Source organism: Kitasatospora sp. NPDC088861 (assembly GCF_044750105.1).
GTDB lineage: Bacteria > Actinomycetota > Actinomycetes > Streptomycetales > Streptomycetaceae > Kitasatospora.
Genome location: NZ_JBIVJF010000004.1, coordinates 485,745 through 510,234, shown reverse-complemented (window position 1 = coordinate 510,234; position 24,490 = coordinate 485,745). Strand labels below are relative to the sequence as shown.

The window sequence follows — 24,490 nt, the reverse complement described above, 5'->3', positions numbered from 1 at the left end:
TCACGCCCCGATCCGGTACAGCGAGTCGTTCCAGTTGAACTGGCCGTTGTAGCCGGCGTAGTAGCTGTACGACGCCAGGTTGTAGCGGTTGCTGCTGGGCCACGGGTCGCCCCAGTAGATGGACTTGTTGCTCTGGTCGTAGCCGTAGATGACCTGGGCGTGCCCGCCGCCGGCCAGCCAGGAGATGCCGGTCTCGATCGGCCGGCCCGCGTTGATCTCGCTGACGATGGTGTTGAAGGACAGGGCGCCGGTCTCCTGGCCGGGGGACACCCCGAGGGCGGAGAGCGCGTTCTGCACCCAGGAGAGCTGGCCGGGCTGGTTGGGGCACTGGTACGAGGTGTCCTGGCCGTAGGCGAGGTCGCAGAACGAGTTCTGGTCGGTGCCGTGGCCGAGGAAGGTGGCGATGGTGTCGCCGGAGGCGGCCCAGCACCACTGGTCCTGCTCCTGCGTCTGCATGGAGATGTTGAGCCGGGAACTGGCGGCGAAGGTCTGGGAACTTCCGGCGGCGGCCTGGGGGGAGGCCGAGGCGGTGCCGGCGCCGGTGGTCACGACGGCGGCCAGCATGCACAGCGCGGCCAGTGCGGCGCGCAGGGACGACCCACGGATGGGTCCGCTCATGGGGGAACTCCTTCGTGCGGGGGCACGGGCGGCTCCGTGTGCACCCGGCGCCGCCCTGGGGTGTGCCTTGTGTGGGGGTGTGCTGTGTGGGGGTGTGCCGCGCGGCCGACGCGGCGGGCCCGGACCGGGGTTGCTAGGAAGAGTAGGCAGCCCGCCGGGCCTCTCCCAGACCCCCCGGAGGGGCGCGGGCGGTGCTGTGAACGGGGCTGTGAAGAGGGGTGCTGCGGCGGAGGTGCTGAGCCGCAGACGGGCGGCCGGGAGCGGGGCTCCCGGATATGGACGCGGCCGGGGTAAGCCGGTAATTTCACAGCGCGCCGCGTCCCCCCGTACCGCGTCCCCCCGCCCCCGCGCCGCCGTCCCCCGCCCCCCCGCCCCCGCACCGCCGCCGTGTCCCCTCGGCCCCGCCGCCGCGTGCCGGCCGGGCCAGTAGCCCCGGGAGTCCCGATGGTCAGTCGTCAGGAACCGCCGCCCGGTGTTGCCCCGGAGAGCGCCGCCGTGCTGGCCGCGCTGCGGAGCGGGCCCTTCGGTCTCGCGCTGCGCACCGCGATCGAGGCCCGCGGGCTGCCGCTGGAGCGGCTGCGCAGCCGGCTGGCCGAGCGCGGACTGCGGATCGCCGTCACGACCCTGAGCTACTGGCAGCGCGGGCTGCGCCGACCTGAGCGCCCGGAGTCGTTACGGGTGGTGGCCGCGCTGGAGGAGATCCTCGGGCTGCCGACGCACGCGCTCACCGCCCTGCTGGGTGCGCCGCGGCCGCGCGGCGGGGCGGACCGCGACGGCGGCGGGCCGCGTCCGTACCCGCAGATGGTGCGCACCCCCGGTGATCTGGGCGGGCTGCTCGCGGATCTGGACAGCCCGGCGGCCGGGAAGCTCCAGGTGGTCACCGAGTGCGCGACGGTGACGGTCGGGCCGCATCGTGAACTGGCGGCGCTCAGTTCGATGGTGGCGGTCCGGGCCCGTCAGGACGGGGTCGACCGGGCGCTGCTGATCTACGACTGCGACGAGGGGGTGGACGAGGGGGCCGTCGAGATCGTGGCGGGGGACAGCTGCCGGCTGGGCCGGGTGCGCCGGGATCCGGTGGCCCGGGTGGTGCTCGCGGAGCTGCTGTTCGACCGCTCGCTGCACTGCTCCGAGACCCAGGTGTTCTCCTTCGAGGTGCGCCCGCACAGCGCGGCCGAGTGCTGCCGCTACCGTGCGGCCTTCCGCTTCCCGGCGGACCACTACGTCCTGCGGGTGCGCTTCGATCCGGGTGAACTCCCGGTGCAGTGCCAGTGGTTCACGGCGAGTGACTCGGAGGGTCCGGACGACAGCCTGGCCGACCTCACCCTGGACAGCCACCACCTGGCGCACGTGGTGGCGACCGCGCTGGGGCCCGGGGTCGCGGGCATCCGCTGGGCGTGGACCTGAGGCGGCCCTGAGGCGCGGCCCTGAGGTGTGGACCTGAGATCGGGGGTCAGGCCGGTTCGTGCGCGGTGCCGCCGACGAGGGCGCGGGCCTGCGGGGCGGTCATGGGGTGGGCGAAGAGGTAGCCCTGGCCGAGCGGGCAGCCCATGGCGGCGAGGAGGTCGCGCTGTTCGGGGTGTTCGATGCCTTCGGCGATGACCCGGACGCCGAGGGTGTCGGCGATGCGGGTGATGCCTTCGACGAGGGCGTACTGCTGCGGGGAGAGGCCGAGGCCGTCGATGAAGGACTTGTCGATCTTGAGGATGGAGATCGGGAACTCGCGCAGGTAGGAGAGCGAGGAGTAGCCGGTGCCGAAGTCGTCGATGGCGATGCCGACGCCGAGGTCGCCGAGGGTGGCCATGTCGGCGTGGACGCGGTCGTCGCGGCGCATCAGGACGGATTCGGTGAGTTCGAGGACGAGGGTGTGGGGGTCGATGCCGGAGCTGCGCAGGGCGCCGCGGACGACGTCGACGAAGCCGGCGTCGCGGAACTGGCGGGCGGAGACGTTGACGTTGACCCGCAGCGGGGGGAGGCCGGCGGCGGCGCGGTCGGCGGAGCTGGCGGCGTGCCAGGCGGCGGCCTCCTGGGCGGCGCGTTCCAGGACCCAGGCGCCGAGGGGGACGATCTGGCCACTCTCCTCGGCGAGGGCGATGAACTCGTCGGGCAGCACCATGCCGCGCCGCTGGTGCGGCCAGCGGACGAGCGCCTCGAAGGCGACCAGGCCGCCGGTGCGCAGGTCGACGATCGGCTGGTAGTACAGCTGGAAGGAGGATTCGGCGATCGCCGCGTCCAGGTTCTCGTTCAGCTCGTGCCGCTCCACCAGCCCGGTCTGGAGGGCGGGCTGGTAGTGGCGCCACTGGCGGCGGCCGGCCGCCTTGGCGGAGTAGAGCGCGAGGTCGGCATGGGTGAGCAGTTCGGCCGCGTCGACGCTGTCCTCGGTGGTGGCGACGCCGATGCTGGCCGTCACCCGGACGGCCCCTGCGCTCAGCTTGAACGGTTCTGCGAACACCGCCAGTACGGTGTCCGCGATGGCGTCCACGTCGGCCGGGCGCAGCGCGTCCTCGACCAGGACGGCGAACTCGTCGCCGCCGAGCCGGGCGGCGGTGTCCGAGCTGCGCAGCGCGGTGGAGACCCGCAGCGAGACGGCGATCAGCAGTTCGTCGCCGACCGCGTGCCCCTGGGTGTCGTTGACCACCTTGAAGTCGTCGAGGTCGAGGAAGAGCACCCCGGTGACGGCGCCGCTGCGCTCGCCGCGGGACAGCGCGTGGCCGACCCGGTCCAGGAACAGCACCCGGTTGGCGAGGCCGGTGAGGGAGTCGTGGAAGGCCCGGTGGGTGAGTTCGCGCTCCATCTGGCGCTGCTCGGTCACGTCGCGCAGGGTGAGCACCAGGCCGCCGACCGTCGGGTCGGCGCGCAGGTCGTTGAAGCGGACCTCGGCCTCGATCGGGGTCCGGTCCTGCCGCAGCAGCCGCCAGTGCTCACGGGGCTGCTCGCGCAGCGGTTCGCGTGTCGGCGAGTGCGGAGGCGAGTGCGGAGGCGAGTGCGGCGGTTCGCGCGGCGGCGAGTGCTCCGGCGCGTGGGCCGGGGCGGCGTCCACCGGGCCGCGCATCCGGGCCAGCGCCCTGCCGACGGCCCGGCTGTCCTCGGGCGGGACGAGCTCGGTGAGCAGGGTGCCGTCCAGGCTGGGGTAGCCGAGGACCCGTTCGGCGGAGGAGGAAGCGTAGCGGACGCCGTCGTCGGCGTCCAGGATCAGGATGACGTCGCTGGCGTTCTGCACCAGGGTGCGGAAGTACAGCTCGCTGTTGCGGCGGTTGACCTCCTGGCTCAGCATGACCCGTTCGACGGCCAGCGCGGCCTGCGCGGCCAGGATCTCCAGCGAGCCCCACAGGCTGGTGAGCTCCTGCGCGGTGCCGGTGACGATGAGCGCGCCGATCAGCGGGTCGCCGGAGGGGCGCTCGTCGAGGGTGAGCGGGCACAGCAGGGCGGAGGGCATGCCGTCGAGGCGGGCGGCGAGGTCGCTGCCGATGTCCTCGACGGGCAGCAGCCGGGTCTCCCGGTAGGCGGCGAGGGCGAGCGCCTCGTCGGAGTCGGTGACGGGGCCGAGGTGGTGCTGGGCGGCGCCGCGTTCGGCGTGCCGCACGTGCAGGACGCCGGCCTCGGTGACGGCGAGCAGGGCGACGTGCCCGGGCTCGGTGGGCATCAGGGTGGAGGCGGTGGCCTGGACGGCGTCCGCGACCTCCTCGACGGTGACGGCCGCGGTGAGTCTGGCGCCGGCCTCGCGCAGGGCCCGCTCGCGGGCGATCGCCTGTCGGCGGGCGACCACGACGACCGCCAGCCGGGCCAGCACCAGCAGGTACAGGAGGGCGGAGAAGGCGCCGATCACGCCCGCGTTGCTGGTGTTGCCGTTCAGCGACTCGATGATCAGGATCGCCGGGGCGATCAGCGAGGCCAGGGTGAGCAGGGCGAGGCGGCCGGCGCTCAGGTCGGGCTGCTGGGTGGGGACGGGTCTGGTCAGCTCGACCATGGACGGGTGCAGCGCTGCCGCGCCCCAGGCGGTGTAGAAGGCGGCCCAGCCGAAGTCGACGGGGGTGCCGATGTGCCAGTTGCCGTGCAACTGGATCAGCCCGTAGAGGGTGTCCGCGACCAGCATGCCGACGGTGCCGACGGTGAGCAGTTGCAGCGCCCGGCTGTTGCCGCCGCGCGGGGTCAGCAGCCGCAGCAGCAGGGCGAGGACGACCACGTCGCCGAGCGGGTAGCCGATCGAGACGGCCTTCCGGAACCAGGAGAGGTCGGGGTTGCGGGCGTACGGGAGGATCAGGTAGATCCAGGCGAGCAGCGCCAGGCCCATGGTGAGGATCAGCGCGTCGAGCAGGCCGGCGCGGTCCTGACGGGCCGTGCGCCAGCGGATGAATCCGAGCACACCGGCCGCGTACAGCACGAACTCGGCCAGGTAGAAGCCGTCGGCGACGGACGGGAACGGGTTGTGCAGGTGCAGGAACTGGGTCTGGACGACCTGGACGACCTCGCCCGCGGTGAAGCTCAGGTTGGCGAGCGCCAGCACGTACCAGAACAGCGCGTGCGCGGGGCGGTTGAGGCGGACGCCGGCCACGATGGCCGCGCTGCTGCCGAGTCCGATGCCCGTCCACCAGATGATCCGCTGCGAGGGGTTGACATAGTAGACGCCGGTGAACAGCACCATCCACAGCAGGTAACAGACCATCAGGCGTTGTCGCCGACGTGTCAACGGGGCTACCTCCTCCGCGACGCCACCCGGCCGGTGGGACGGGGGAGTTCGGGCGAGGACGGGTCTTGGCGGTCGCAGGGTCGTCTCGCCCCGGGCTGACGGGCACACGGCAGCGTCGCGTCCGGTCGGGTTGCGATCGGACGTTCGTCCTGTGCCCTGAGTGCGTATAGTCGGAAATGTCGCACCTCCCAGGAAACTGCCGCCACAGCACGAGGTCAAGCCGGTGGACGACGCAGCAGACAGCGCACAGGGCGTACGAACGGATGTGAACTCCGGGCGTCACGCCGTGGTTCGCAACGACAGCGGTCAGTACGCGATCTGGCCCGGCGACTTGACCGTGCCGGGTGGCTGGCACCTGGTGTACGGGCCGGCCGGCCGCGACGACTGCCGGGCCCACGTGGCCCGCGAATGGCGCCCGCCCGGGCTCGGCTTCCCCGGGCTCGGCTCCCCCGGGGAGCGCGGCCGCGGGCGGGCCGAGGGCGACGGCGGCACCGTGCCCGGACTGCTGCGCTCCCGCGCCGCGCAGCACCCGGACGCGGTCGCCGTCGTCGCCGACGACGCCACGCTGAGCTACCGCGAGCTGGACCGGCGCAGCGACCGCCTGGCCAGGGCACTGCGGGCGCGCGGGGCCGGCCCCGAGCAGGTGGTGCCGGTCTGCCTCGAACGCGGTGCGGGCCTGGTCGTCGCCTGGCTCGGCGTGCTGAAGGCGGGCGCGGCGCTGCTGCCGCTGGATCCGGCGTACCCGGCGCGGCGGCTGGCCCGGCTGGTCGAGGACAGCGGGGCGCGGGTGGCGGTCACCGAGGGCGGGGCGCTGCCGGGCGTCGAGCCGGTGCCGGTGGACGCCGAGGACGGGCCGGACGGCGGCGGTGAGCCGGTCCTCGCCGGGTTATGCGGCGCGGGCGGGCCCGACGGCGCGGGTGAGCCCGACGGCGCCGGGCCCGACGGCGCCGGTGAGCCCGACGGTGCCGCGCCCGACGACCTCGCCTACCTGATCTACACCTCCGGCACCACCGGCACCCCCAAGGGCGTCCCCGTCACCCACCGCGCCCTGGTGTTCACCCTCGACCGGGTCGTCCACGCCTACGGCCTCGCCCCCGGCGAACGCGTCCTGCAACTCGCCGCGCTCGGCTTCGACACCGCACTGGAGCAGGTCTTCGCGACCCTGCTCGCCGGGGCCACCCTCGTCCTCGGCGGCGGCCGCACCTGGGCGCCCACCGAACTCGTCCACCGGATGCGCGGACTCGGCCTCGCCGTCGCCGACCTCACCCCCGCCTACTGGCACCACGTGCTCACGCTGCTCCCGCCCGGCGGGCCCGGCCCGGAGGGGCTGCGGCTGGTCGTCGTCGGCGGGGACGTCGTGCACGCCGACGACTGCCGCAGTTGCCTGGACCGGCTGCCCGGCGTCCGGCTGGTCAACGCCTACGGGGTCACCGAGGCCGCCGTCACCTCCACGCTCTGCGAGGTCACCCCCGCCCTGCTGGACGGCGCCGGCCCGGGCGGCCCGGCCGCGCCGGTGCCGATCGGCCGCCCACTGCCCGGCGTGCGGGTGCACGTCCTGGACGCCCGACTGTCCCCCGTACGGCCCGGCGAGAAGGGCGAGATCCACCTCGGCGGGCCCGGCCTCGCCCGGGGCTACTGGCGCGCCCCCGTGGCGACCGCCGAGGCCTTCGTCCCCGACCCGTACGCGCCGGTGCCCGGCGAGCGGATGTACCGCACCGGCGACGCCGGGCGCTGGCGGGCCGACGGGCAGCTGGAGATCCTCGGCCGCTTCGACGACCAGGTGAAGGTGCTCGGCCACCGCGTCGACCCCGCCGAGATCGAGGCCGCCCTCGCCGCCCACCCCGACGTCCGGCAGGCCCGCGTCGCCGCCGACGGCGGCGACCCCGACGGGGGCCGCGCGCTCACCGCCTACTACACGCTCGCCGACCACGCCGACGCCGGTGCAGAAGCCGGGGTCCGCCGCGACCGGCTCCGCGCCTACCTGGCCGAACGGCTGCCGGAGTACATGCTCCCGGCCGCCTTCGTGGCGCTGGAACGCATGCCGCTCACCCCGGCCGGAAAGGTCGACCGCCGCCGGCTGCCGCACGCCGAGCCCCGCACCCCGGGCCGGCCCGGCCCGGGCGGCACCGGGGCGGCGGGCGGTGGGGGAGCCGTCGAGGACGCCATCGGCCGGCTGTGGGCCGAACTGCTCGGCGTCGAGGAGGTCGGGCCCGCCGACGACTTCTTCGCCCTCGGCGGCAACTCCCTGCTGGCCATGGAGATGCTCGCCCGCGCCCGGATCATGCTCGGCCTCGACGTCACCCGCGTCCGCGCCCTCACCCGCGCCCTGCTGCGCGACGCCACCCTGCGCGCCTTCGCGACCGCCGTCCAGGCCGCCCGCGCCGACGGAGCCGCGCGCACCGCCCGCGTCGACGGAACCGACCCTGGCTCCGGCTCCGGCTCCGGCGAGGCCGCCGTCGACTGGGCCGCCGAAGCCCGGCTCGCCCACCCCGTCCAGCAGTCCTGGAGCCCGGCGCCCAGCCGGGCCGAACCCGCCGAGATCCTGCTCACCGGCGCCACCGGCTTCTGCGGCGCCCACCTGCTGCACGCGCTGCTCGCCACCACCGGGGCCCGGATCCACTGCCTGGTCCGCGCCCCCGACGAGGAACACGCGCTGGAACGCCTGCGCGCCGCCCAGCAGCGCTTCCTGCGCCACGACCTGACCGACAGCCGGGTGGTGCCCCTGGTCGGCGACCTCGCCGCACCCCGACTAGGACTGACGCAGCGTCAGTTCGACGGTTTGGCCGGGAGTCTGGACGCCGTCCACCACCTCGGCGGACAGGTCAACTTCCTCTACCCGTACCACCAGCTGCGCGCGCCCAACGTCGGCGGCACCCGCGAGATCATCCGCCTCGCCGGGCACAGCCGGGGCGTGCCCGTGCACTACCTGTCCACCCTCGCCGTGCTGGCCGGCTTCGGCGCGGCCGGCGTCCGCGAGGTCACCGAACGGACCCCGCTCGCCCACCCCGACCGGCTCGGCGTCGGCTACGTCGAGAGCAAGTGGGTCGCCGAACAGCTGCTGCACGAGGCAGCCGCCGCCGGTCTCCCGGTCACCGTGCTGCGCACCAACGACGTCACCGGGGACCTCGCCACCGGTGTGATGAACACCGGCACCGAGATCTGCGCGCTCATCGCGTACCTGGCGGACAGCGGCACCTGCCCGGACGTGCTGCTGCCGCTCGACTTCGTCCCGGCCGACCGCTTCGCGCGCGCCGTCGCCCACATCGCCGCCCACGCCCCCGCCGACGGCGAGGTCTACCACCTCACCTCGCCGCGCCCGGCCGATCTCGCCGATCTCGCCGAACGGCTCCGGGTCCGGGGCCACCCGATCGCCGAACTCCCTTACCGTGACTGGGTGCAGGGCCTTGTCCGGTTCGCCGCCAGGCACCCCGCCCACCCCATCACGCCGTTCGTCCCGCTGTTCGTCGACCGCGCTCCCGGGTCGGCGCTGTCGATCAGCGAGCTGTACTTCCGGCCCGTCTTCCCGCTGTTCGACCGCGCCAACACCGACGCCGCGCTCGCCGGCAGCGGCATCGACCTGCCCGCCGTGGACGCCGGCCTGCTCGACCACTACCTGGGGCGGCTGGCGGCGGAGGGCTTCCTCGGGCCGCCGGCGTGAGCCCCTTCGACGGGCTGGACGTCCAACGCGGGCCCGGGGACGGGCCGGTGGCGTTCGGCGCCGGCCTGGGCGCGTCGGACCTGCTGGCGGCGTACCGTCGCGGCCTGTTCCCGATGCCCGCGGCGGACGAGTACGCAGGCGCCTACAACGAGGCGCGCTACGAACAAGCCGTCGAGGCGGGCGAGGTGGCGCTGCTGCCCGGCGGGAACGACCCGTACGCGCTGGCCTGGTGGTCGCCCGACCCCCGGCCCGTCCTGCCGCCCGGCGGCGTCCGGCTCGGCAGCCGCCTCGCCCGGCGGCTGCGCCACCGGCCGCAGTGGTGGACCAGCGCCGACCGGGCCTTCGGCGAGGTGGTGGCCCGCTGTGCCGAGGGCCGCCAACCGGCCTGGCTGACCGGAGAGTTGCGGTCCGCACTGGAGCGGCTGCATGCGCTCGGGGCCGCCCACAGCGGCGAGGTGTGGGAGGGCGAGGAGCTGATCGGCGGGGTGTTCGGTGTCGCCGCCGGGCCCGTCCTCAGCCTCGACTCGATGTTCCACCGCCGCCCCGACGCCGCCCGCGTCGCCGTCGCCGACCTCGGGGTGCGCTTCGGCGCGGCCGGCGGTCGGCTGCTCGACGCCCAGTGGGACAGTCCGCACATCCGCAGTCTCGGCGCCGAGCCGGTGCCCCGCTCCCGGTACCTGGCCGCGTTGGCGGCGGACGCCGCGGTGGGCCCGCTGCCGGGAGCTCCGCTGCCCGTGGCCCGACTGGTCTGACCTGCGCCTTTTACCCTGCCTGGCCTGTCTTCGACAAACTTATTCCCCGTCAGTAACATGACGCCGCGTGTTCAAAAGCTCCATAGGCAGGGCCGTCGGCCCCGCCCTCCTCACCCTCGCCCTCGCCGGGGTCGCCGCCTGCGGGCCGACCACCTCCGGCACTCCGCAGGCCGCCGCCGGCACCACCGAAGCGGCCGTCACCACCGGCACGACCACGACCGCGTCCGCCGCCGGCAGTCAGGCCCCGACAGCCCAGGCCGCCGGCACCCCCCGCGCCCGGGCCGCCGCCGCCCCGACCACCGCCGCTGCCACCGCACGGCCGACCGGTACGGCAGGTGCCGCCGGTACGCCGGTCACCGCCGCCCCGGCCGGCGACCGGCAGGCCGCCGTGGCCGCCCCCGCCAAGGACGGCGGCGCGGCCACCCCCGCCGGGCAGAACCTCCAGCTCACCGCGTACGACCCGGCGGGCGGCACGGCCGTCCTCTCGGCGCCGCCGGCCGCCGGGCCCACCGCGACCGCCGGCGCGACGCCGCCCCCCGCGCCCGCCCCCGCCGTTCAACCCGGGCAGCTCATCGCCAGCCCGCCCACCGCCGCCGCGCCCCAGGGCGCGCTGGTCGCCGTCACCGGCGTCCGCCCCGGCGCGGGCGCCAGCCTCAACCTGACCACTCGCCCCGCCACCCTCGCCGAACTCCTCGGCGGCACCGAGGCCGACGGCCAGGTGCCCGTCGACCCGCACGGCATCACCGTCACCCCGCTGGTCAAGGACCTCAAGGCCGTCGTCGGTGCGGACGGCGGCGGTGTGAAGGCCGACGCCTCCGGCACCCTGGAGGTCGACGTCAAGGCCCCCGTCCCGCTGCCCGACGGCGCGAGCGTGGACGCCTCCGGCTCCCTCCAACTGCACCCCGCCGTCCACTTCGCCTACCACGGCGCCGCCGCCGGCAGCCCGCGCACGGCCTCGATCGGCTTCGACCTCGGCGCCCACGCCCAGTGGAAGGTCACCGGCGACGTCGCGCGCAGCACCGGCGCCGCGCCCGTCCGGCTGCCCTTCGCCACGTTGCAGGCCAGCCCGGTGCTCACCGTCGCCGGACTGCCCGTCGTGGTCAACCTGAAGCTCACCTGCTACCTGGAGGTCGGCGCCGACGGCCAGGTCCACCTGGAGGCCGAACAGGAGGCCACCGGCACCTGGGCCGTCCGCGCCGACTACACCGGCGGCAATGGCTGGACCCCGACCACCGACGCCGACACCAAGGTCTCCCCGGTCCGGGTGCGCCTCACCGGCAAGGCCGGGGTGCGGGCCGCGCTCGGCGCCGAGGTCTCCGTCGGCCTCTACGACACCGTCGGCGTCCAGACCACCGTCGCCCCCTACCTGCGGGCTCGGGCCGAGGGCTCGCTGACCGCCGACTCCTCCGGCAACCCGCCGCAGGCCCAAGGGAGTTGGTCGCTGGTCGGCGGCGTCGACCTGACCGGCTCGCTGCTCGCCCACCTCAAGGTCTTCGGCACCCCGGTCATCGAGGGCACGTACCCGCTGCCGCCGTTCCACCGCGAATGGCCCCTCGTGGCGGGCTCCGCGGCCCTGCCGTCCCCGCGCCCGAGCGGCTGACCCGGGCACGCTCCGGCCCCGGGGTCCGGTTACTGCCCGGGTGGTACGCCGGGCAGCGGGGCTACTGCTCCTGACGTACCGACAGTTCGTGTCCCAGGGCGATGATCCGGCGCCGGGTGCGCTGGAAGGCTGGCGCGCAGGAAGTCGGCCTGACCGACTTCCTGCGCATCCGCACCCGCACCCGTCATCGTCAGGAGACCGCATGACCACCCCCAAGGCCCTGCGCCGCGTCGCGGCCGCGGGCCTCGCCCTCACCGCCTGCCTCGCCACGGCGCCCGCCGCCACGGCCGCCGCCGAGCGTGACGGCGGCCCCGGGAGCGCCGGAGCCGGACTCGACCGCTACCACCACCAGCGCCTCGACTGGCGCAGCTGCGTCCTGGGCCCCGACGACGAGGTGGGCCGCGGCCTGGAGAGCGCGGGCGCGCGCTGCGCGGACGTGACCGTGCCGCTCGACTACAGCGACCCCCGGGGGCGGACGATCACCGTCGCGATCTCCCGGCTCAAGGCCACCGACACCCGGCACCGGATCGGCTCCCTCCTGCTCAACTTCGGCGGCCCCGGCGGGCCGGGCCTCGCCAACTCCGTACTGGTGCGCGGGGCGATGAAGGAGACCGGCGCCCGCTACGACGTGATCGGCATGGACCCGCGCTTCGTCGGCCGCAGCACCCCGCTGGACTGCGGCCTGTCCAACGGACCCGTCCTGCCCTCGGCCGGCGCCGACCGGGCGGTCTTCGACCGCCAGACGGCGTGGGCCAGGAGCGTGGCCGACCGGTGCCGCGCCACCAACGGCTCGGTGCTGCCGCACGTCACGACCCGGAACACGGCCCGCGACCTGGACGTCGTCCGGGCCGCGCTCGGCGAACGGAAGATCTCCTACCTGGGCTACTCGTACGGCACCTACCTGGGCACGGCCTACACCCAGCTGTTCCCCGGCCGCTACGACCGGGTGGTCCTCGACGGCGGGATCGACCCGCGCAGCTACAACCCCCGGCTGATGCGGGGCACCGAGAACGAGCACGAGCGGGCGCTCGACGGCTGGGCCGACTGGGCGGCCGCGCACCACGCCGACTACGGCCTCGGCGACACCCGCGCGCAGGTGCGCGCCACGATCGACCGCGTCGTCGCGGCGGCCGAGCGGGAGCCGCTCACCGTCGGTACCGCCCCCGACGTCTTCCGGCTCGACGGCAGCCAGGTCCCCTCCCTGGTGTTCGCCGGGATCGCGAGCGACCTCGCCCCGGCGCGGGCGGGCCTCGCCGAGCAGCTGTCCGTCCTCGCCGGGGCCGCGGACGGGCGGCCCACCCGGGTGTCGCCCGGCTTCGCCGCCTTCCTGCGGGGGACGTTCACCAGCGCGGGTTCGGCCACCGGCAGCGTGCAGACCGCCATCCTGTGCGGGGACGTGGCCGCCCCGCGCGACCCGGAGCAGTACTGGCGCGACATCGAGCGCGGCCGGGCCGCCCACCCGCTGTTCAGCCCGATGACCGAGAACATCACCCCGTGCGCGTTCTGGGACGCGCCGCGCGAGGAGCCGACCCGGGTCCGGCGCGATACCGCGGCGCTGATCGTGGCCGCCAGCAACGACCCGCGCACCCCGTACCGGGGCAGTGTGGCCCTGCACGGCATGCTGCCCAGCTCCCGGCTGGTCACCCTCGAAGGCGCCTTCCAGCACACCAGCTTCGGCGTCTACGGCAACGCCTGCGTCGACGACTCGGTGAACACCTACCTGGCCACCGGCCGGCTGCCGGGTAAGGACCGCACCTGCGCCAAGCAGTCCTGAGCAGCCCTCAACAGTGCCGAGCAGCCGTGGGCAGCCCTTCCTGACCAGCCGAAGGCTGCCCTAGGCTGCGGCCATGCTCTCTGTGGTGGTGGCCCCCTGGGCGGGCGAGGCGGAGCCGGTGTTCGTGCGGGCGCCGGACGAACTGCACGATGCCGCGAGCACGATGAAGGTCGCGGTGTTGGCGGCGCTCGCCCGTGGCGGGGCGGATCTCGATGCCGAGGTGCCGGTGGTGAACCGGTTCGAGTCCGTGGTGGGCGGGGAGTTCGGCAACGATCCCGACTGGGACAGCGATCCGCTGCCGTGGGAGCTGCTGGGCACGCACGTGCCGCTGCGGCTGCTCGCCGAACGGATGATCACGCACTCCTCCAACCTGGCCACCAACCTGTGCCTGGCCCGGGTCGACCGGGCGGCGGTGGCCGAGGCGTGGCGGCGGGCCGGGGCGACGCGTAGCGCGAGCCCGCGCGGGATCGAGGACTACGCGGCGCGCGACGCCGGGGTGCACAACCTGGTGAGCGCGCGGGACCTGGTGCGGCTGCTGCACTCCCTGGGCGGGGAGCCGGAGTTGCTGGCGCTGCTGGAGCGCAACGCGTTCCGGGTGGACCTGGCGGCGGGCCTGCCGCCGGGCACCCGGATCGCCTTCAAGAACGGCTGGGTGCCCGGCGCCCGGCACAGCGTGGGCCTGGTCCACCCGCAGGACTGCCCGCCCTACCTGATCGCGGTCTGCTACACCGGCCCGCTGGCCTCGGGCGAGGACCGCACGGACCCGGCGGCCCGGCTGCTGGCCCGGGTCTCGGCGGCGGTGTGGCAGCGGCGGCACGAGCTCGCCGACGCGTGAGCCGACGCGTGAGCTGCCGCGCGAGCCGACGCGAGAGCTGGCCGGCCGCCCGCCCGCCTGCTGCGAGGCTTCGCGCAGCAGGCGGGACAGCGGTCAGTACGGCTGGACGAGGACGTGGGCGGCGCCGGGGATGCCGACCTTGAGGAGTTCGTCCTCCTCCGGGGTGGTGGGCGTGCCGGTCTCCTGCTTGAGGACGGCCCGGGAGAGCGCCTGGACCCACATGGCGCGGGGCCGGCGGCGCTCCTCCCAGGCGGCGAGCGCGGCGGGGACGGCCTCGGCGGCGTCCAGGCTCTGGGCGAGGACGAGGGCGTCCTCGACGGCCATCGCGGCGCCCTGGGCGAGGTGCGGGGTGGAGGCGTGGGCGGCGTCGCCGGCGAGCGCGATCCGGCCGACGTGCCAGGGCTCCTCGACGCTGACCTGGGAGATCCGCGAGTAGACCACGGCGGACGGGTCGGTGACCTGGGCGAGGGCCTCGGAGATCGGGCCGCCGAAGCCGGCCAGGCGCTCGGCGAGCTGCTCGTGGGCGTGCCCGGGGTCGGGCCGGAAGTCCTCGGCCTCGGCGAACACCGAGCCCAGGTACATGAGGTCGTCGGTGATCGGGGTGAGCAGTGCCTTGGCCTTGAGGTTGCCGGTGGACATCACCACGCCCTGGACCTCGGGTGAACGCGGCAGGGTGACGCGCCAGTTGGCGAAGCCGGTGTACTCGGGCGCGTACTTCTCCCCGTAGAGGCGCTTGCGCAGCGGGGAGCCGATGCCGTCGAAGCCGACGACGAGGTCGTAGCGGTCGCGGTGCCCGTCGGTGAGGGTGGCGTCGACGCCGTCGGCGTCCTCGGCGAGGTCGGCGATGGTGGTGCCGAAGCGCAGGGTGGCGCCGGCCCGGGTGGCGGCGGTGGCGAGTACCTGGGCGAGGGCGGGGCGGGGGATGCCGTTGTTGGAGGGGGCGTCGCCCATCCGGGGCTGCGGGATCTTGGCGAGGGTGGCACCGGTCGGGTCGCAGATGGTGAGCACCTCCCACTCGAAGCCGGCGGCGAGGCAGTCGTCGAGGACGCCTATCTCGCGCATCACGTGGAGGGCGTTGGAGGGCTGGATGATGCCGACGCCGAGGGCTTCCAGCTGGTCGCGGAGTTCGGCGACGTCGACGTGGTGGCCGCGCTTGGCGAGGGCGGTGGCGAGGGTGAGCCCGCCGATGCCGCCGCCGTGGACGAGGACGCGCAGGGGTGAGGTCATGGGGTAGCTCCTGGGGAAGGGAGGTGGTTCAGCCGACGTTCAGCCGACGGGGGCGGCGGAGAGGTCCATCAGGTGGTCGACCAGGGCGAGCAGCAGGTCGCGTCCGAAGGCGCGTTCGCGGACGTCGCCGAGGAGCATCGGTACCTGCGGGTCCAGGTCGAGGGCGGCGCGGATCTCGTCGGGGGTGCGGGTGTTGTGGCTGTGGAAGCAGTTGATGGCGACGACGAAGGGGATGCCCCGACTCTCGAAGAAGTCGATGGAGGCGAAGCTGGTGTCGAGCCGGCGGGTGTCGGCGATGACGATGCCGCCGAGGGCGCCGTTGACGAGGTCGTTCCACATGAACCAGAAGCGTTCCTGCCCGGGGGTGCCGAACAGGTAGACGACGAGGTCCGGGTTGACGGTGATCCGGCCGAAGTCGAGGGCGACGGTGGTGGTGTCCTTCTGGTCGACGCCGGACAGGTCGTCCACGCCGACGCTGGCCCGGGTCAGGTACTCCTCGGTGCGCAGCGGGGCGACCTCGCTGACGGAGCCGACGAGGGTGGTCTTGCCGACGCCGAAGCCGCCCGCGATGAGGATCTTGACGGCGGCCGGCGCGGTGGCGACGCCGGCGTCAGCGGCACTGCTGGGGTGGGGTGTTGCCATGGTTCAGAGTCTCCGGAGTCCTTCGCGAACGGCCGTGAGCAGGCCGAGGTCCACGCCTCCGGCGGCCCGGGCCACCGAGAGCGGTGCCCGGGCCCGCAGCAGGCCCTGGGCGACCAGGTCGCCCAACAGGATCTTGGTGACCGAGACCGGGAGGTCCAGGCCGGCCGACACCTCGGCGACGGCGGCGGGCCGCCGGCAGTGGTCGAGGATCATCCGGTGCTCGGGCTGGAGGCCGCGGGCACCGGCGCGGCTGCCCCGCGCCAGGGCCCGGGTGGCCTCGTCCTCGACGGTGGTGAGCACGGTGATCAGGGTGAGGTCGTCGCGCTCGGGCGCGGTGCGGCCGCGGGTGATGGTGTACGGGCGCACCATGGCGCCCGACTCGTCCTCGGCGTCCTCGTCCGGCAGTTCGCTCCAGTGCGGGACCCCGCCGCGCTGCCCGCTCCCGTTTCCGCTCCCGTACGGGCCCACCGGTGTCAGCTCCGGTTCCGGGCGGCGAAGGCGTCGAAGCCGGCGGGGGAGGCGGCGCCGGCCTCGGCACGCACCGGGGTGGTCATCTTCTGGCCGACCTGCTGCACCAGGGTGTGCATGGCGACCGACATGACCTCGGCGTCGACCTCCTGGGAGGCGACGACGGCCAGGTGGGTGCCCCGGGCGGCGGCGATGATGAACAGCCAGCACTCGGCGAGTTCGACGATCACCTGGTGGACGGCCCCGCCGTCGAAGAGCTGGCCGACGCCGCGGGCCAGGCTCTGCTGGCCGGTGGCGACGGCGGCGAGGCGTTCGGCGTCGGCCCGTTCGATGGTGCGGGAGTGGCTGACGACCAGGCCGTCGTCGGAGAGCAGGACGGCGTTCCTGGTCCCGGGCACCGAGTCGACGAGTCCGTCCAGCAGCCAGTCCAGGTCCTGGTGGGTGGCGATCGTTCGGTTCATGACTGGTCATCCGTTCGTGTGGTTCGGGGGTCCGCGGCCGGCAGGGCCCAGGGGGAGGGGCCGGGCGCGGGCGTCGGGGAGCCGGCGGGGGCGGTGGGGGGAGCCGGTGGGGTCACGGCCCCGGGCAGCGGGTGCTCGCCGCTGTCCTGGGCGCGGGCGGCACGGGACTGGCGCTGGAAGGCGCCGATCGTCGCACCGGAACGCTTCGCCGGGCGCTGGAAGGGGCCGCCGGCGGGCTCGGTGGCCGGGGCGGCGGGTTCGGCGGCGGGCTCGGCCCACTGCGGGCGGGGCGCCGGCGGGACGCGCAGTTCGGCGGCCAGGCTGGCCTGCCGGACGCGCTGGGGCAGCGGGGGCTGCTCGGTCTCGCTGGGGCTGAGCGGCACCGCGGAGGCGTACTCGCGGCGCCGGCGCCGTTCGGCCAGCCGGTAGTGGTCGGCCGGGCGGTACTGCTCGTCGGCGTACGGGGCCTCGGCGTCGGTGACCCGGGCGTAGGCGATGTCCGGGTAGGCGGGCACGTCGTGCGAGGGCAGCTGGTCGACCGGGGCGTCGGGGGCCGGCGAGCTGTGCTCGATCGGCTGCTCGGCGTACGGGGCGGGGAACGGCGCGGGCTCGGCGGCGGGCGCGGCCTCGGGCTGGACGTACTCGACGTGCCCGAAGGCCTGGAGGGGGGCGGTCAGCGGGTCGTGCGGGAGCTGCTGGGTCTGCCCGAGCGGTTCCGCGTACCCGAGCGATTCCGCGTACCCGAGCGGTGCGACGTACCCGGGCTGCTCCACGTGCTGGACCTGCCCGAACGCCTCCACCGGGGGGAAGGATTCGGCCGCGGCGAAGGCCTCCACCGGTGGGAGGGGCTCCGCCGGCGCGAAGGACTCTCCCGGCGGGAAGGAGTCCACGGGCGCGACCGGCGGCCCCGCCGGCTCCGGCTCCGGGGCCTCGTTGGAGGCGGTGAGCAGCGCCTTGCGGGAGCGCCGCACGAGCGGGATCGGTTCGACGGGGGCGGCGTCGGGGAGTCCGGCGTCGCCGTCGATGACGAGCTCGTCGGGGACGAGCACGACGACCCGGGTGCCGCCGAAGGCGGACGGCCGGAACTCGATCTTGAGTCCGTTGTGCGCGGCCAGCCGGGCGATGACGTAGAAGCCGAGGCGGACGTCGTCCGCCCGGGCGAGCACGTCGGTGCGGGGCGGGCGGCTCATCAGTTCGTTGGCGGCGTCGTACTGCTCGGGGTCCATGCCGAGGCCGCGGTCCTCGATCTCGACGGCGAGTCCGCGGCCGACCATGGCGGCCCGGACCTCGACCGGGGTGGGCGGCTTGGAGAAGGTGGTGGCGTTCTCCATCAGCTCGGCGAGCACGTGCGCGACCGGGCCGACGGCCCGCTCGGACAGCCACGGGTGGCCCTCGACGTCGATCATGATCCGGCGGTAGTCCTGCACCTCGCCCTGCGCGGCGCGCAGCACGTCCAGCAGCGGGACGGGCTTGCGCCAGCGCCGCTGCGGCTGGCCGCCGGCCATGATGACGAGGTTCTCCTCGTAGCGGCGCAGGCGGGCGGTGAGGTGGTCGAGGTCGAACAGGCCTTCCAGGACCTCAGGGTCCTCGTGCTTGCGCTCCAGCTCGTCGAGCTTGCGCAGCTGGCGGCCGATCAGCAGCTGGGTGCGGCGGGCGATGCGCTGGAGCAGCCGCTCGAAGCCTCGGTGCTGCTCGGCCTGCTTGACGGCGGCCTCGACGGCGGAGGCGCGGGCCAGGTTGAGGGCCTGGCCGAGGCGGGCGAGCTCGTCGGTGCCGTTGCCGTGCGGGCCGGCGGTGATGGTGCGGCTGTCGGTCTCGACGTCGACCTGCTCGCCGCGGCCGAGGCGTTCGACGACCTCGGGGAGGGTGCGCTCCATCTCCTCGGCCTGGGTCTGGAGTTCCTTGATGCGCCGGCGCAGCGAGCGGCTGAGCCGCCAGGAGGCGATGATCACCGCGACGACGGTGATCAGGCCGACGACGGTGGTCAGGACGACCTTGGTGAGGAGGGAGAGGATGGTGCCCTTGCCGACGTCGACGATGGCGCTGGTGCGGTTCTCGATGGCCTTGACCAGCTGCGGGTTGAGCTGGTCGAGGGCCTGGCGCCACTGGTCCTGGGCGGCGGGGAGCTTGACGGTGCCGTTGGCCTCGGCGGCGGTGGGCTTGGTGAGCGACTGCTCGACGGCGGCCTTGGCCTGCCAGGCGGGGCTGTTCATCAGGTCGTGCCAGGCGGCGGCCTCGCCGTCCGGGATGTACGGGAGGACCTGGACGGTGAAGAGGTGCTCCTGCGCCCCGACGGCCTGCTGCACCTGCTGGTAGTCGGCGGCGGAGAGTCGCCCGGTGGGCCAGCCGCGGGCCAGGATGGCGTCCTCGCGGGCGAGCATCTCCTTGGCCCAGAAGGTGTTCACCAGGGTCTTGGAGACCCAGGTGACCTCGCCGGCGTCGACGCGGCTGAGTGCGGTGAACAGCCGCAGGTCGACGGCGATCAGGTCGGTGTAGTACGCGTAGAGGGCCTGCTGGTCGATCGAGCCGTGGTCGACGGCGGTGCGCTGCTCGGCGAGCTTGCCCATCGCCTGGCGGGCTTCGGTGACGGCGGTTCGGACCTCTTCGGGGGCGCTGTCGGCGGTCTCGCCGGAGAGGACCTGGAACTGGCGGACCGCGTCGTCGGTCTGCTGGCGCTGGCGGCGCAGCTGGTCGGTGTTGCCGCCGGGCCGGGCGAGCGCCTCGGCGCTGAGCCGGCGTTCTTCCTGGAGGCTGTAGTAGACGATGTTGGACGGCTGGCCGGCCTTCTGGGCGAGCAGGCCCTGGGCGGCCTGGCGCTGGAAGTCGAAGACGGTCTCGCCGCTGGTGACCGCCCACAGGGCGGCCAGGGCGATGCTGGGGACGACGGCGAGGACGAGCAGCGCCGTCCGCAGTGACAGGCGCGGACGCCTGCGGGGGGCCTTCGGCGTCGGGGGCCGCCGATTCGCACGCGCGCGCAGAGCAGTCTCCTTGGGGATGGCGGCCGGCCTGAGCGGGGCGGCCGTCCGGGGCACGGGCTTGACGAGGCGATACTAGTCATACCGTGTGATTGGAGTGAAAGTGCGTTCGCCGCCTGGGCCGTGGTCACACACGCTCCGGACACAATGTCATCTGACGGTTGATCGTGCGTGCTCGAAGCATCCCAGTTCGGAGCGGGTTGACGAGGCGTCGGCCATCGGAGCGGGCGGCCGGGTGGCCGCCGTGTGAAAACTGTGTGTCCGCGCTCCGGATATTCGCCCGACCGGTCGGTCGGTGGCCCCGGTGCCCGCTCCGCCCGCTCCGCTCAGTCGGCCAGCAGGCGCGACCGGGTGGCCTCCAGCTCGGCCGCCAGCACCCGCCCGGCCTCCTCGGGATCGCCCCGGTGCAGCGCCCCGACGAGGTCCGCGTGCGACGCGTAGCCGTGGTTCGGGTCCCCGCTGCGCAGCCCCAGCACCCCCACCAGGTCCACCAGGTGCTCCCTCAGGACCGGCGCGAACTGGGCGAACAGGTCGTCCAGCACCGGGTTGTGCGCGGCCGCCACCACGGCGGTGTGCAGCGCGATGTCGGCGTCCACGAAGGCCGCGTCGTCCGCGCCGCCCGCCGCCAGCCGGGTGGCCAGCGCCGTGTCCACGGCGGTGAGGTCCGTCTCCGTGCGGCGCGCGGCCGCCAGTCGGGCCGCCTGCACCTCGACCATGGTGCGCACCTCGTAGACGTGCGCCAGCTCCGCCCGGCGCAGCCGGGTCGGCCAGTCCAGGGCGGGCCGGTCCGCCGTCACGAACACGCCCGACCCCTGTCGGCTCTGCACCATCCCGGCGCCGGCCAGCGCGCGCAGCGCCTCCCGGACGGTCGAGCGGCCGACGCCCAGCTCCTTCGCCAGGGTCACCTCGCCCGGCAGCTTCCCGCCCACCGGCCAGTGTCCGGCGGTGATCTGCTCCTCCAGGCGTCGGGTGGCCTGGTCGACCAGGGGGGAGCGGTGGAGGGGGCCGAGCGGGGGCATTCGCGTTCACCTGTCAGCTTGTCTGAGGACTTGGTTCGTGGTTAGTCTACCCGGCATGCAGCCGTGGAGTCTCCCTCTGGGTGGCCTTCTTCTTGGTGGCCGCAGCGGGGCGTGACCGGACCGGCACCCCGCTGCGGGGCGCCGTCCTGCCGGTCCACCGGTACCTCCGTAAGGACTCATCATGCGATTCCCGACCCTGCGTACCCCCGCCGGCCCCGTCCCGGTCACCGCCCCCGCCTGGAACCCGCAGCGCCCGGGTGCCATGCCCTCCCACCGCTACCGGCCCGCCCACGAGCGCGTGCACGTCCCCGCGCTGATGCGGCGCTGGCCCGGCCGACGGATCGACCACGCCCCGCTGTGGGTCCCCGTCGACCTGCGCGACGGCAACCAGGCACTGGCCGAACCCATGGACCCGGCACGCAAACAGCGGATGTTCGACCTGCTCCTGGCCATGGGCTTCAAGGAGATCGAGGTCGGCTACCCCTCCGCCAGCCGCACCGACTTCGACTTCGTCCGGCAACTGGCCACCGTGCCCGGCGCGGTGCCCGAGGACGTCACCGTCGTCGTCTTCACGGCGGCGCGCGCCGACCTGATCGACCGCACCTTCGAGGCCGTCGAAGGCCTGCCCCGCGTCGTCGTCCACCTCTACACCGCCACCGCCCCGCTCTGGCGCGAGGTCGTCCTCGGGCGCGACCGGCACGAACTGCGGGCCCTGATCACCGAGGCCGCCACCCACCTGGCACGGCGGGCCGACGGCCGGCCCGGGGTGCGCTTCCAGTTCTCGCCCGAGGTGTTCAACCTGACCGAACCGGACTACGTCCTGGAGGTCTGCAACGGACTCACCGAACTGTGGGACGCCGGCCCCGACCGGCCCGTCGTCCACAACCTGCCCGCCACCGTCGAGATCGCCACCCCCAACGTCTACGCCGACCAGATCGAGTACCTGCACCGGCACCTGGAGCGCCGCGAGTCGGTGATCCTCTCCGTCCACCCGCACAACGACCGGGGGACGGGCGTCGCCTGCGCCGAACTGGCCGTGCTGGCCGGCGCGCAGCGGGTGGAGGGGTGCCTGTTCGGCAACGGCGAGCGGACGGGCAACGTCGACCTGGTGACGCTGGCGCTCAACCTGCACACCCAGGGCGTCGACCCCATGCTCGACTTCTCCGACCTCGACGAGATCCGCCGCACCGTCGAGCACTGCAACCGGCTGCCCGTGCACGAGCGCCACCCCTACGCGGGGGACCTGGTGCACACCGCCTTCTCCGGCACCCACCAGGACGCCATCAAGAAGGGCTTCGCCCACCACGCCAAGGTGGCGGCCGAGTCCGGCGTCCCGGCGCGCGAGGCGCCCTGGTCGGTGCCGTACCTGCCGATCGACCCGGCCGACCTCGGCCGCGACTACGAGGCGGTCATCCGGGTGAACAGCCAGTCCGGCAAGGGCGGCATCGCCTACCTGCTCCAGACCGGGCACGGGCTGGAACTGCCGAGGCGGCTCCAGATCGAGTTCTCCCGGGTCGTGCAGGAGGCCACCGACGACAGCGGGCGGGAGGTGACGGCGGAGGGACTGTACGGGCTCTTCCGCGCGGAGTACCTGGACGCGGCGCCGGACTGGCCGTGGCAGGCCGGCGACGACTGGGCGGAGGTGGACGGCCGGCGCGGCGAGGGCGCCGGGCCGCTCGACGCGGTGGCCGACGCGCTGCGGGTCGACATCCTGCACTTCAGCGAGCACGCCGTCGGTGCGGGTGCGGGTGCGGGTGCGGGCGCTGGTGCCGGCTCCGGTACCGACGCCGTCGCCTACGTCGAGGCCCGGGTCGGGGGACAGGTGGTGTGGGGCGCCGGGCGGGACGGCTCGGTGCTCACGGCGGGCGTACGGGCGGTGCTCAGCGCCGTCGGCCGCGCGCAGCGGGGGTGACGGACGGGGTGCCGTCGGCCGTCGCGCCGGAGTGACCCGTACGGACGGGAGTTGTACGGAGACGGCCCACCGCGACACCATGCGCGGTGGGCCGCGCCGCCTACATCGGTTTCGGTGCGATCACCGCGAACGGCGCGCCCTGCGGGTCGGTCACCACCGACATCCGGCCCGCCACCATGTCGAACGGCGGGGCGAGGACGGTGCCGCCGTGCTTGACCAGGGCGTCCACGGTGGAGTCGACGTCGTCCACCGCGAAGTACGTCAGCCAGTGCGCGGGCGTGCCGGGCGGGTCGTCGGCGAGCAGCGAGGCCCCGCCGACGGCCCGGCCGCCGACCCGCAGCTCCCAGTACTGCTCGGCGCCCTGCGCCGGCTCGATCTCGATGCCGAACGCCTCGCCGTAGAAGGCGGTGGCGCCGGGCAGGTCGCTGGTGTGCAGCTCGTTCCAGATCAGCGCGCCACTCTCGTTGACGACCCGGGCGCCGAAGAACTCGCCCGGCTGCCAGACGCCGAACACCGCGCCCTGCGGGTCGGCGGCGATCAGCATCCGGCCGAGCTCGCCGACGTCCATCGCCGGGACGAGCAGGGTGCCGCCCGCGCCGACGATCGCGTCCTGGGTGGCCTGGGCGTCGGTGGTGGACAGGTAGCTGGTCCACACGGTCGGCGGGGTGGGCATCCCCTCCGGCGCCATCGCCGGTCCGATCCCGGCCGACGGCTTGCCGTTCAGCTCGCAGACCGCGTACCCGCCGAACTCGGCCGGGCCGACCTGCCCCTGCCAGCCCAACAGGTCGCGGTAGAAATCCAGTGCCGCCTGCTGGTCCTGCGCCATCAGATCGACCCAGCACGGGGTGCCGGTCGGGTACGGAGTGGTGACTTCGGGCATTCTCGCTCCTTCAGGTGAGGTCCTGCGTCGGTCACCCTCTCGTCGCGGACCGTGCGCCGCCACTCGACACGCTGTCACGACCCGCCGGTCGGCCGGTGACGAGCCGGTCAGCGCCGGTCAGCACCGGTCAGCGCCGGTCACCGCCGTCGAAGCGGGCAGAGCGGGGGCGTTTCGGAGGTGGGGCCGAACGTCCGGGGGCACGCCACGGCGGCGACCGACCGGAGCTGCTGGCCGGGTGTCCAGTACGTCCACACCACGTCGTGCGGGAACGTGTCGAGGAACGCCAGGGCGTGATCCAGCCGGGTGAACGCGGGGAGGTCGGCCTCCGAAGCGGGGGAGTCGGCGAGCTGCTTGCCCAGCCAGTCGAGCGCCTCGGCGGGGTCGTTGGTGGTGAGCCTGATCTGCGCCGCCGACTTGGCGAGCCAGTGCATGACCTCCAACGGCGGTATGGGGCTGCCCCATTCGGGCCGCGAGCCGTTCTGCGGTTCCGGCGGCCGCCGCTCGGCGTCGTCGGGTCGCTTGCTGCCCGCCCACGCGTAGCAGTGCCAGTGGAGGCCGGGCCTGTTCCAGTGATCCATGAGCGCCCTACCCTGGGTGTGAGGCGGGCCCCGCTCCCAGTTGCGTTGGGAGCGGGGCCCGCTGGTGCGAGGTGGTGCGTCAGGCGGAGGCGGTGAAGCGGTCCGGGTCGATGCCGGCGGAGCTCAACTCCACGGTGGTGAAGCGCAGTTCCCGCCCCGGCGCCTTGGTGTCGCCCATCACCCACAAACCGCCGGCCACCCCCGGCACCTCCTGCAGGGTCACGCACGACTCCCCGTCGTCACCCCCACCCTGGTTCCCGCCACACGCCTTGTAGGCGGCGAGTCCGGCCGGGATCTCGATCTCGTACAGGTCGCTCACTGCACTGCCTTCCTGTTCGGTGAAAGGGGAATCCGTTCCCACGCGGTGGTGCACCCGCACGCGGTCGGATTCCCCAAATGGCCGGATG

Annotated in this window: 18 protein-coding genes; 7 read left to right on the top strand and 11 right to left on the bottom strand. The window is 74.4% G+C overall.

What is annotated here, in order from left to right; genetic code table 11:
- Positions 1–618 (bottom strand): papain-like cysteine protease family protein, encoded by a 618-nt coding sequence (locus ACIP37_RS11435; RefSeq protein ID WP_363579628.1) that lies wholly within the window; start codon positions 616–618, stop codon positions 1–3.
- 444 nt (positions 619–1,062) lie between these two features.
- Between ACIP37_RS11435 and ACIP37_RS11430 the strand changes: the two genes are divergently transcribed.
- The gene (locus ACIP37_RS11430; protein ID WP_363579627.1) at positions 1,063–2,022 is read left to right on the top strand and encodes a helix-turn-helix transcriptional regulator; all 960 of its coding nucleotides are present in this window, start codon (positions 1,063–1,065) and stop codon (positions 2,020–2,022) included.
- Between the two features lie 46 nt (positions 2,023–2,068).
- Here the strand turns inward: ACIP37_RS11430 and ACIP37_RS11425 are convergent, their stop codons facing one another.
- Positions 2,069–5,302: an EAL domain-containing protein gene (locus ACIP37_RS11425; RefSeq protein ID WP_400804623.1), complete on the bottom strand. Its 3,234-nt coding sequence runs from the start codon at positions 5,300–5,302 to the stop codon at positions 2,069–2,071.
- Positions 5,303–5,462: 160 nt separating this feature from the next.
- On the opposite strand from ACIP37_RS11425, the gene ACIP37_RS11420 reads away from it, so the two are divergent.
- The 5 genes from ACIP37_RS11420 (at position 5,463) to ACIP37_RS11400 (ending at position 13,921) form a co-directional block, all read left to right on the top strand.
- Positions 5,463–8,960, top strand: a complete 3,498-nt coding sequence (locus tag ACIP37_RS11420) for an amino acid adenylation domain-containing protein (RefSeq protein WP_400843688.1) — start codon at positions 5,463–5,465, stop codon at positions 8,958–8,960.
- A complete protein-coding gene (locus tag ACIP37_RS11415; RefSeq protein WP_400843685.1) occupies positions 8,957–9,712 on the top strand; it encodes a leucyl/phenylalanyl-tRNA--protein transferase in 756 nt (251 codons plus the stop codon). Before ACIP37_RS11420 ends, ACIP37_RS11415 begins: the two co-directional genes overlap by 4 nt.
- Positions 9,713–9,779: 67 nt before the next feature.
- A complete protein-coding gene (locus ACIP37_RS11410; protein WP_400843682.1) occupies positions 9,780–11,312 on the top strand; it encodes a hypothetical protein in 1,533 nt (510 codons plus the stop codon).
- A 202-nt stretch (positions 11,313–11,514) separates the two neighbouring features.
- The gene (locus tag ACIP37_RS11405) at positions 11,515–13,086 is read left to right on the top strand and encodes an alpha/beta hydrolase (RefSeq protein WP_400843679.1); all 1,572 of its coding nucleotides are present in this window, start codon (positions 11,515–11,517) and stop codon (positions 13,084–13,086) included.
- A gap of 73 nt (positions 13,087–13,159) precedes the next feature.
- A complete protein-coding gene (locus tag ACIP37_RS11400) occupies positions 13,160–13,921 on the top strand; it encodes a serine hydrolase (protein WP_363627620.1) in 762 nt (253 codons plus the stop codon).
- A gap of 93 nt (positions 13,922–14,014) precedes the next feature.
- Here ACIP37_RS11400 and ACIP37_RS11395 read toward each other — a convergent pair whose 3' ends face one another.
- The 6 genes from ACIP37_RS11395 to ACIP37_RS11370 all read right to left on the bottom strand — a co-directional run bounded on the left by ACIP37_RS11395 (position 14,015) and on the right by ACIP37_RS11370 (position 20,713).
- Complete coding sequence (locus ACIP37_RS11395; protein WP_363627619.1) at positions 14,015–15,148, bottom strand: FAD-dependent monooxygenase; 1,134 nt, start codon at positions 15,146–15,148, stop codon at positions 14,015–14,017.
- Positions 15,149–15,187: 39 nt separating this feature from the next.
- Entirely contained in the window at positions 15,188–15,790 is a 603-nt protein-coding gene (locus ACIP37_RS11390; protein ID WP_363579619.1) for an ATP/GTP-binding protein, read from the bottom strand.
- Positions 15,791–15,793: 3 nt separating this feature from the next.
- Complete coding sequence (locus ACIP37_RS11385) at positions 15,794–16,258, bottom strand: DUF742 domain-containing protein (RefSeq protein WP_400804632.1); 465 nt, start codon at positions 16,256–16,258, stop codon at positions 15,794–15,796.
- 5 nt (positions 16,259–16,263) lie between these two features.
- Positions 16,264–16,719 carry a roadblock/LC7 domain-containing protein gene (locus ACIP37_RS11380; protein ID WP_363579618.1) on the bottom strand — a complete coding sequence of 152 codons (456 nt, stop codon included), beginning with the start codon at positions 16,717–16,719 and terminating at the stop codon, positions 16,264–16,266.
- Positions 16,716–19,751 carry a nitrate- and nitrite sensing domain-containing protein gene (locus ACIP37_RS11375; protein WP_363579617.1) on the bottom strand — a complete coding sequence of 1,012 codons (3,036 nt, stop codon included), beginning with the start codon at positions 19,749–19,751 and terminating at the stop codon, positions 16,716–16,718. Before ACIP37_RS11375 ends, ACIP37_RS11380 begins: the two co-directional genes overlap by 4 nt.
- 269 nt (positions 19,752–20,020) lie before the next feature.
- The gene (locus ACIP37_RS11370) at positions 20,021–20,713 is read right to left on the bottom strand and encodes a FadR/GntR family transcriptional regulator (RefSeq protein ID WP_400843676.1); all 693 of its coding nucleotides are present in this window, start codon (positions 20,711–20,713) and stop codon (positions 20,021–20,023) included.
- 181 nt (positions 20,714–20,894) lie between these two features.
- On the opposite strand from ACIP37_RS11370, the gene ACIP37_RS11365 reads away from it, so the two are divergent.
- A complete protein-coding gene (locus tag ACIP37_RS11365) occupies positions 20,895–22,625 on the top strand; it encodes a 2-isopropylmalate synthase (protein ID WP_363627617.1) in 1,731 nt (576 codons plus the stop codon).
- A 100-nt stretch (positions 22,626–22,725) separates the two neighbouring features.
- On the opposite strand, the gene ACIP37_RS11360 is transcribed toward ACIP37_RS11365, so the two are convergent.
- The 3 genes from ACIP37_RS11360 to ACIP37_RS11350 all read right to left on the bottom strand — a co-directional run bounded on the left by ACIP37_RS11360 (position 22,726) and on the right by ACIP37_RS11350 (position 24,402).
- Entirely contained in the window at positions 22,726–23,505 is a 780-nt protein-coding gene (locus ACIP37_RS11360) for a VOC family protein (protein WP_400843672.1), read from the bottom strand.
- Between the two features lie 137 nt (positions 23,506–23,642).
- Positions 23,643–24,083, bottom strand: coding sequence for a hypothetical protein (locus ACIP37_RS11355; RefSeq protein ID WP_400843669.1), 441 nt, complete (start codon positions 24,081–24,083; stop codon positions 23,643–23,645).
- A 79-nt stretch (positions 24,084–24,162) separates the two neighbouring features.
- A complete protein-coding gene (locus ACIP37_RS11350) occupies positions 24,163–24,402 on the bottom strand; it encodes a DUF397 domain-containing protein (RefSeq protein ID WP_400843666.1) in 240 nt (79 codons plus the stop codon).
- Positions 24,403–24,490 lie beyond the last annotated feature (88 nt).

Bases quoted from the DNA above. Each gene is read 5' to 3' on its own strand.
- ACIP37_RS11400 (WP_363627620.1), top strand. From the start codon at position 13,160: ATGCTCTCTGTGGTGGTGGCCCCCTGGGCGGGCGAGGCGGAGCCGGTG.
- ACIP37_RS11395 (WP_363627619.1), bottom strand. From the start codon at position 15,148: ATGACCTCACCCCTGCGCGTCCTCGTCCACGGCGGCGGCATCGGCGGG.
- ACIP37_RS11370 (WP_400843676.1), bottom strand. From the start codon at position 20,713: ATGCCCCCGCTCGGCCCCCTCCACCGCTCCCCCCTGGTCGACCAGGCC.
- ACIP37_RS11430 (WP_363579627.1), top strand. From the start codon at position 1,063: ATGGTCAGTCGTCAGGAACCGCCGCCCGGTGTTGCCCCGGAGAGCGCC.
- ACIP37_RS11435 (WP_363579628.1), bottom strand. From the start codon at position 618: ATGAGCGGACCCATCCGTGGGTCGTCCCTGCGCGCCGCACTGGCCGCG.
- ACIP37_RS11365 (WP_363627617.1), top strand. From the start codon at position 20,895: ATGCGATTCCCGACCCTGCGTACCCCCGCCGGCCCCGTCCCGGTCACC.
- ACIP37_RS11360 (WP_400843672.1), bottom strand. From the start codon at position 23,505: ATGCCCGAAGTCACCACTCCGTACCCGACCGGCACCCCGTGCTGGGTC.
- ACIP37_RS11390 (WP_363579619.1), bottom strand. From the start codon at position 15,790: ATGGCAACACCCCACCCCAGCAGTGCCGCTGACGCCGGCGTCGCCACC.
- ACIP37_RS11355 (WP_400843669.1), bottom strand. From the start codon at position 24,083: ATGGATCACTGGAACAGGCCCGGCCTCCACTGGCACTGCTACGCGTGG.
- ACIP37_RS11405 (WP_400843679.1), top strand. From the start codon at position 11,515: ATGACCACCCCCAAGGCCCTGCGCCGCGTCGCGGCCGCGGGCCTCGCC.
- ACIP37_RS11380 (WP_363579618.1), bottom strand. From the start codon at position 16,719: ATGAACCGAACGATCGCCACCCACCAGGACCTGGACTGGCTGCTGGAC.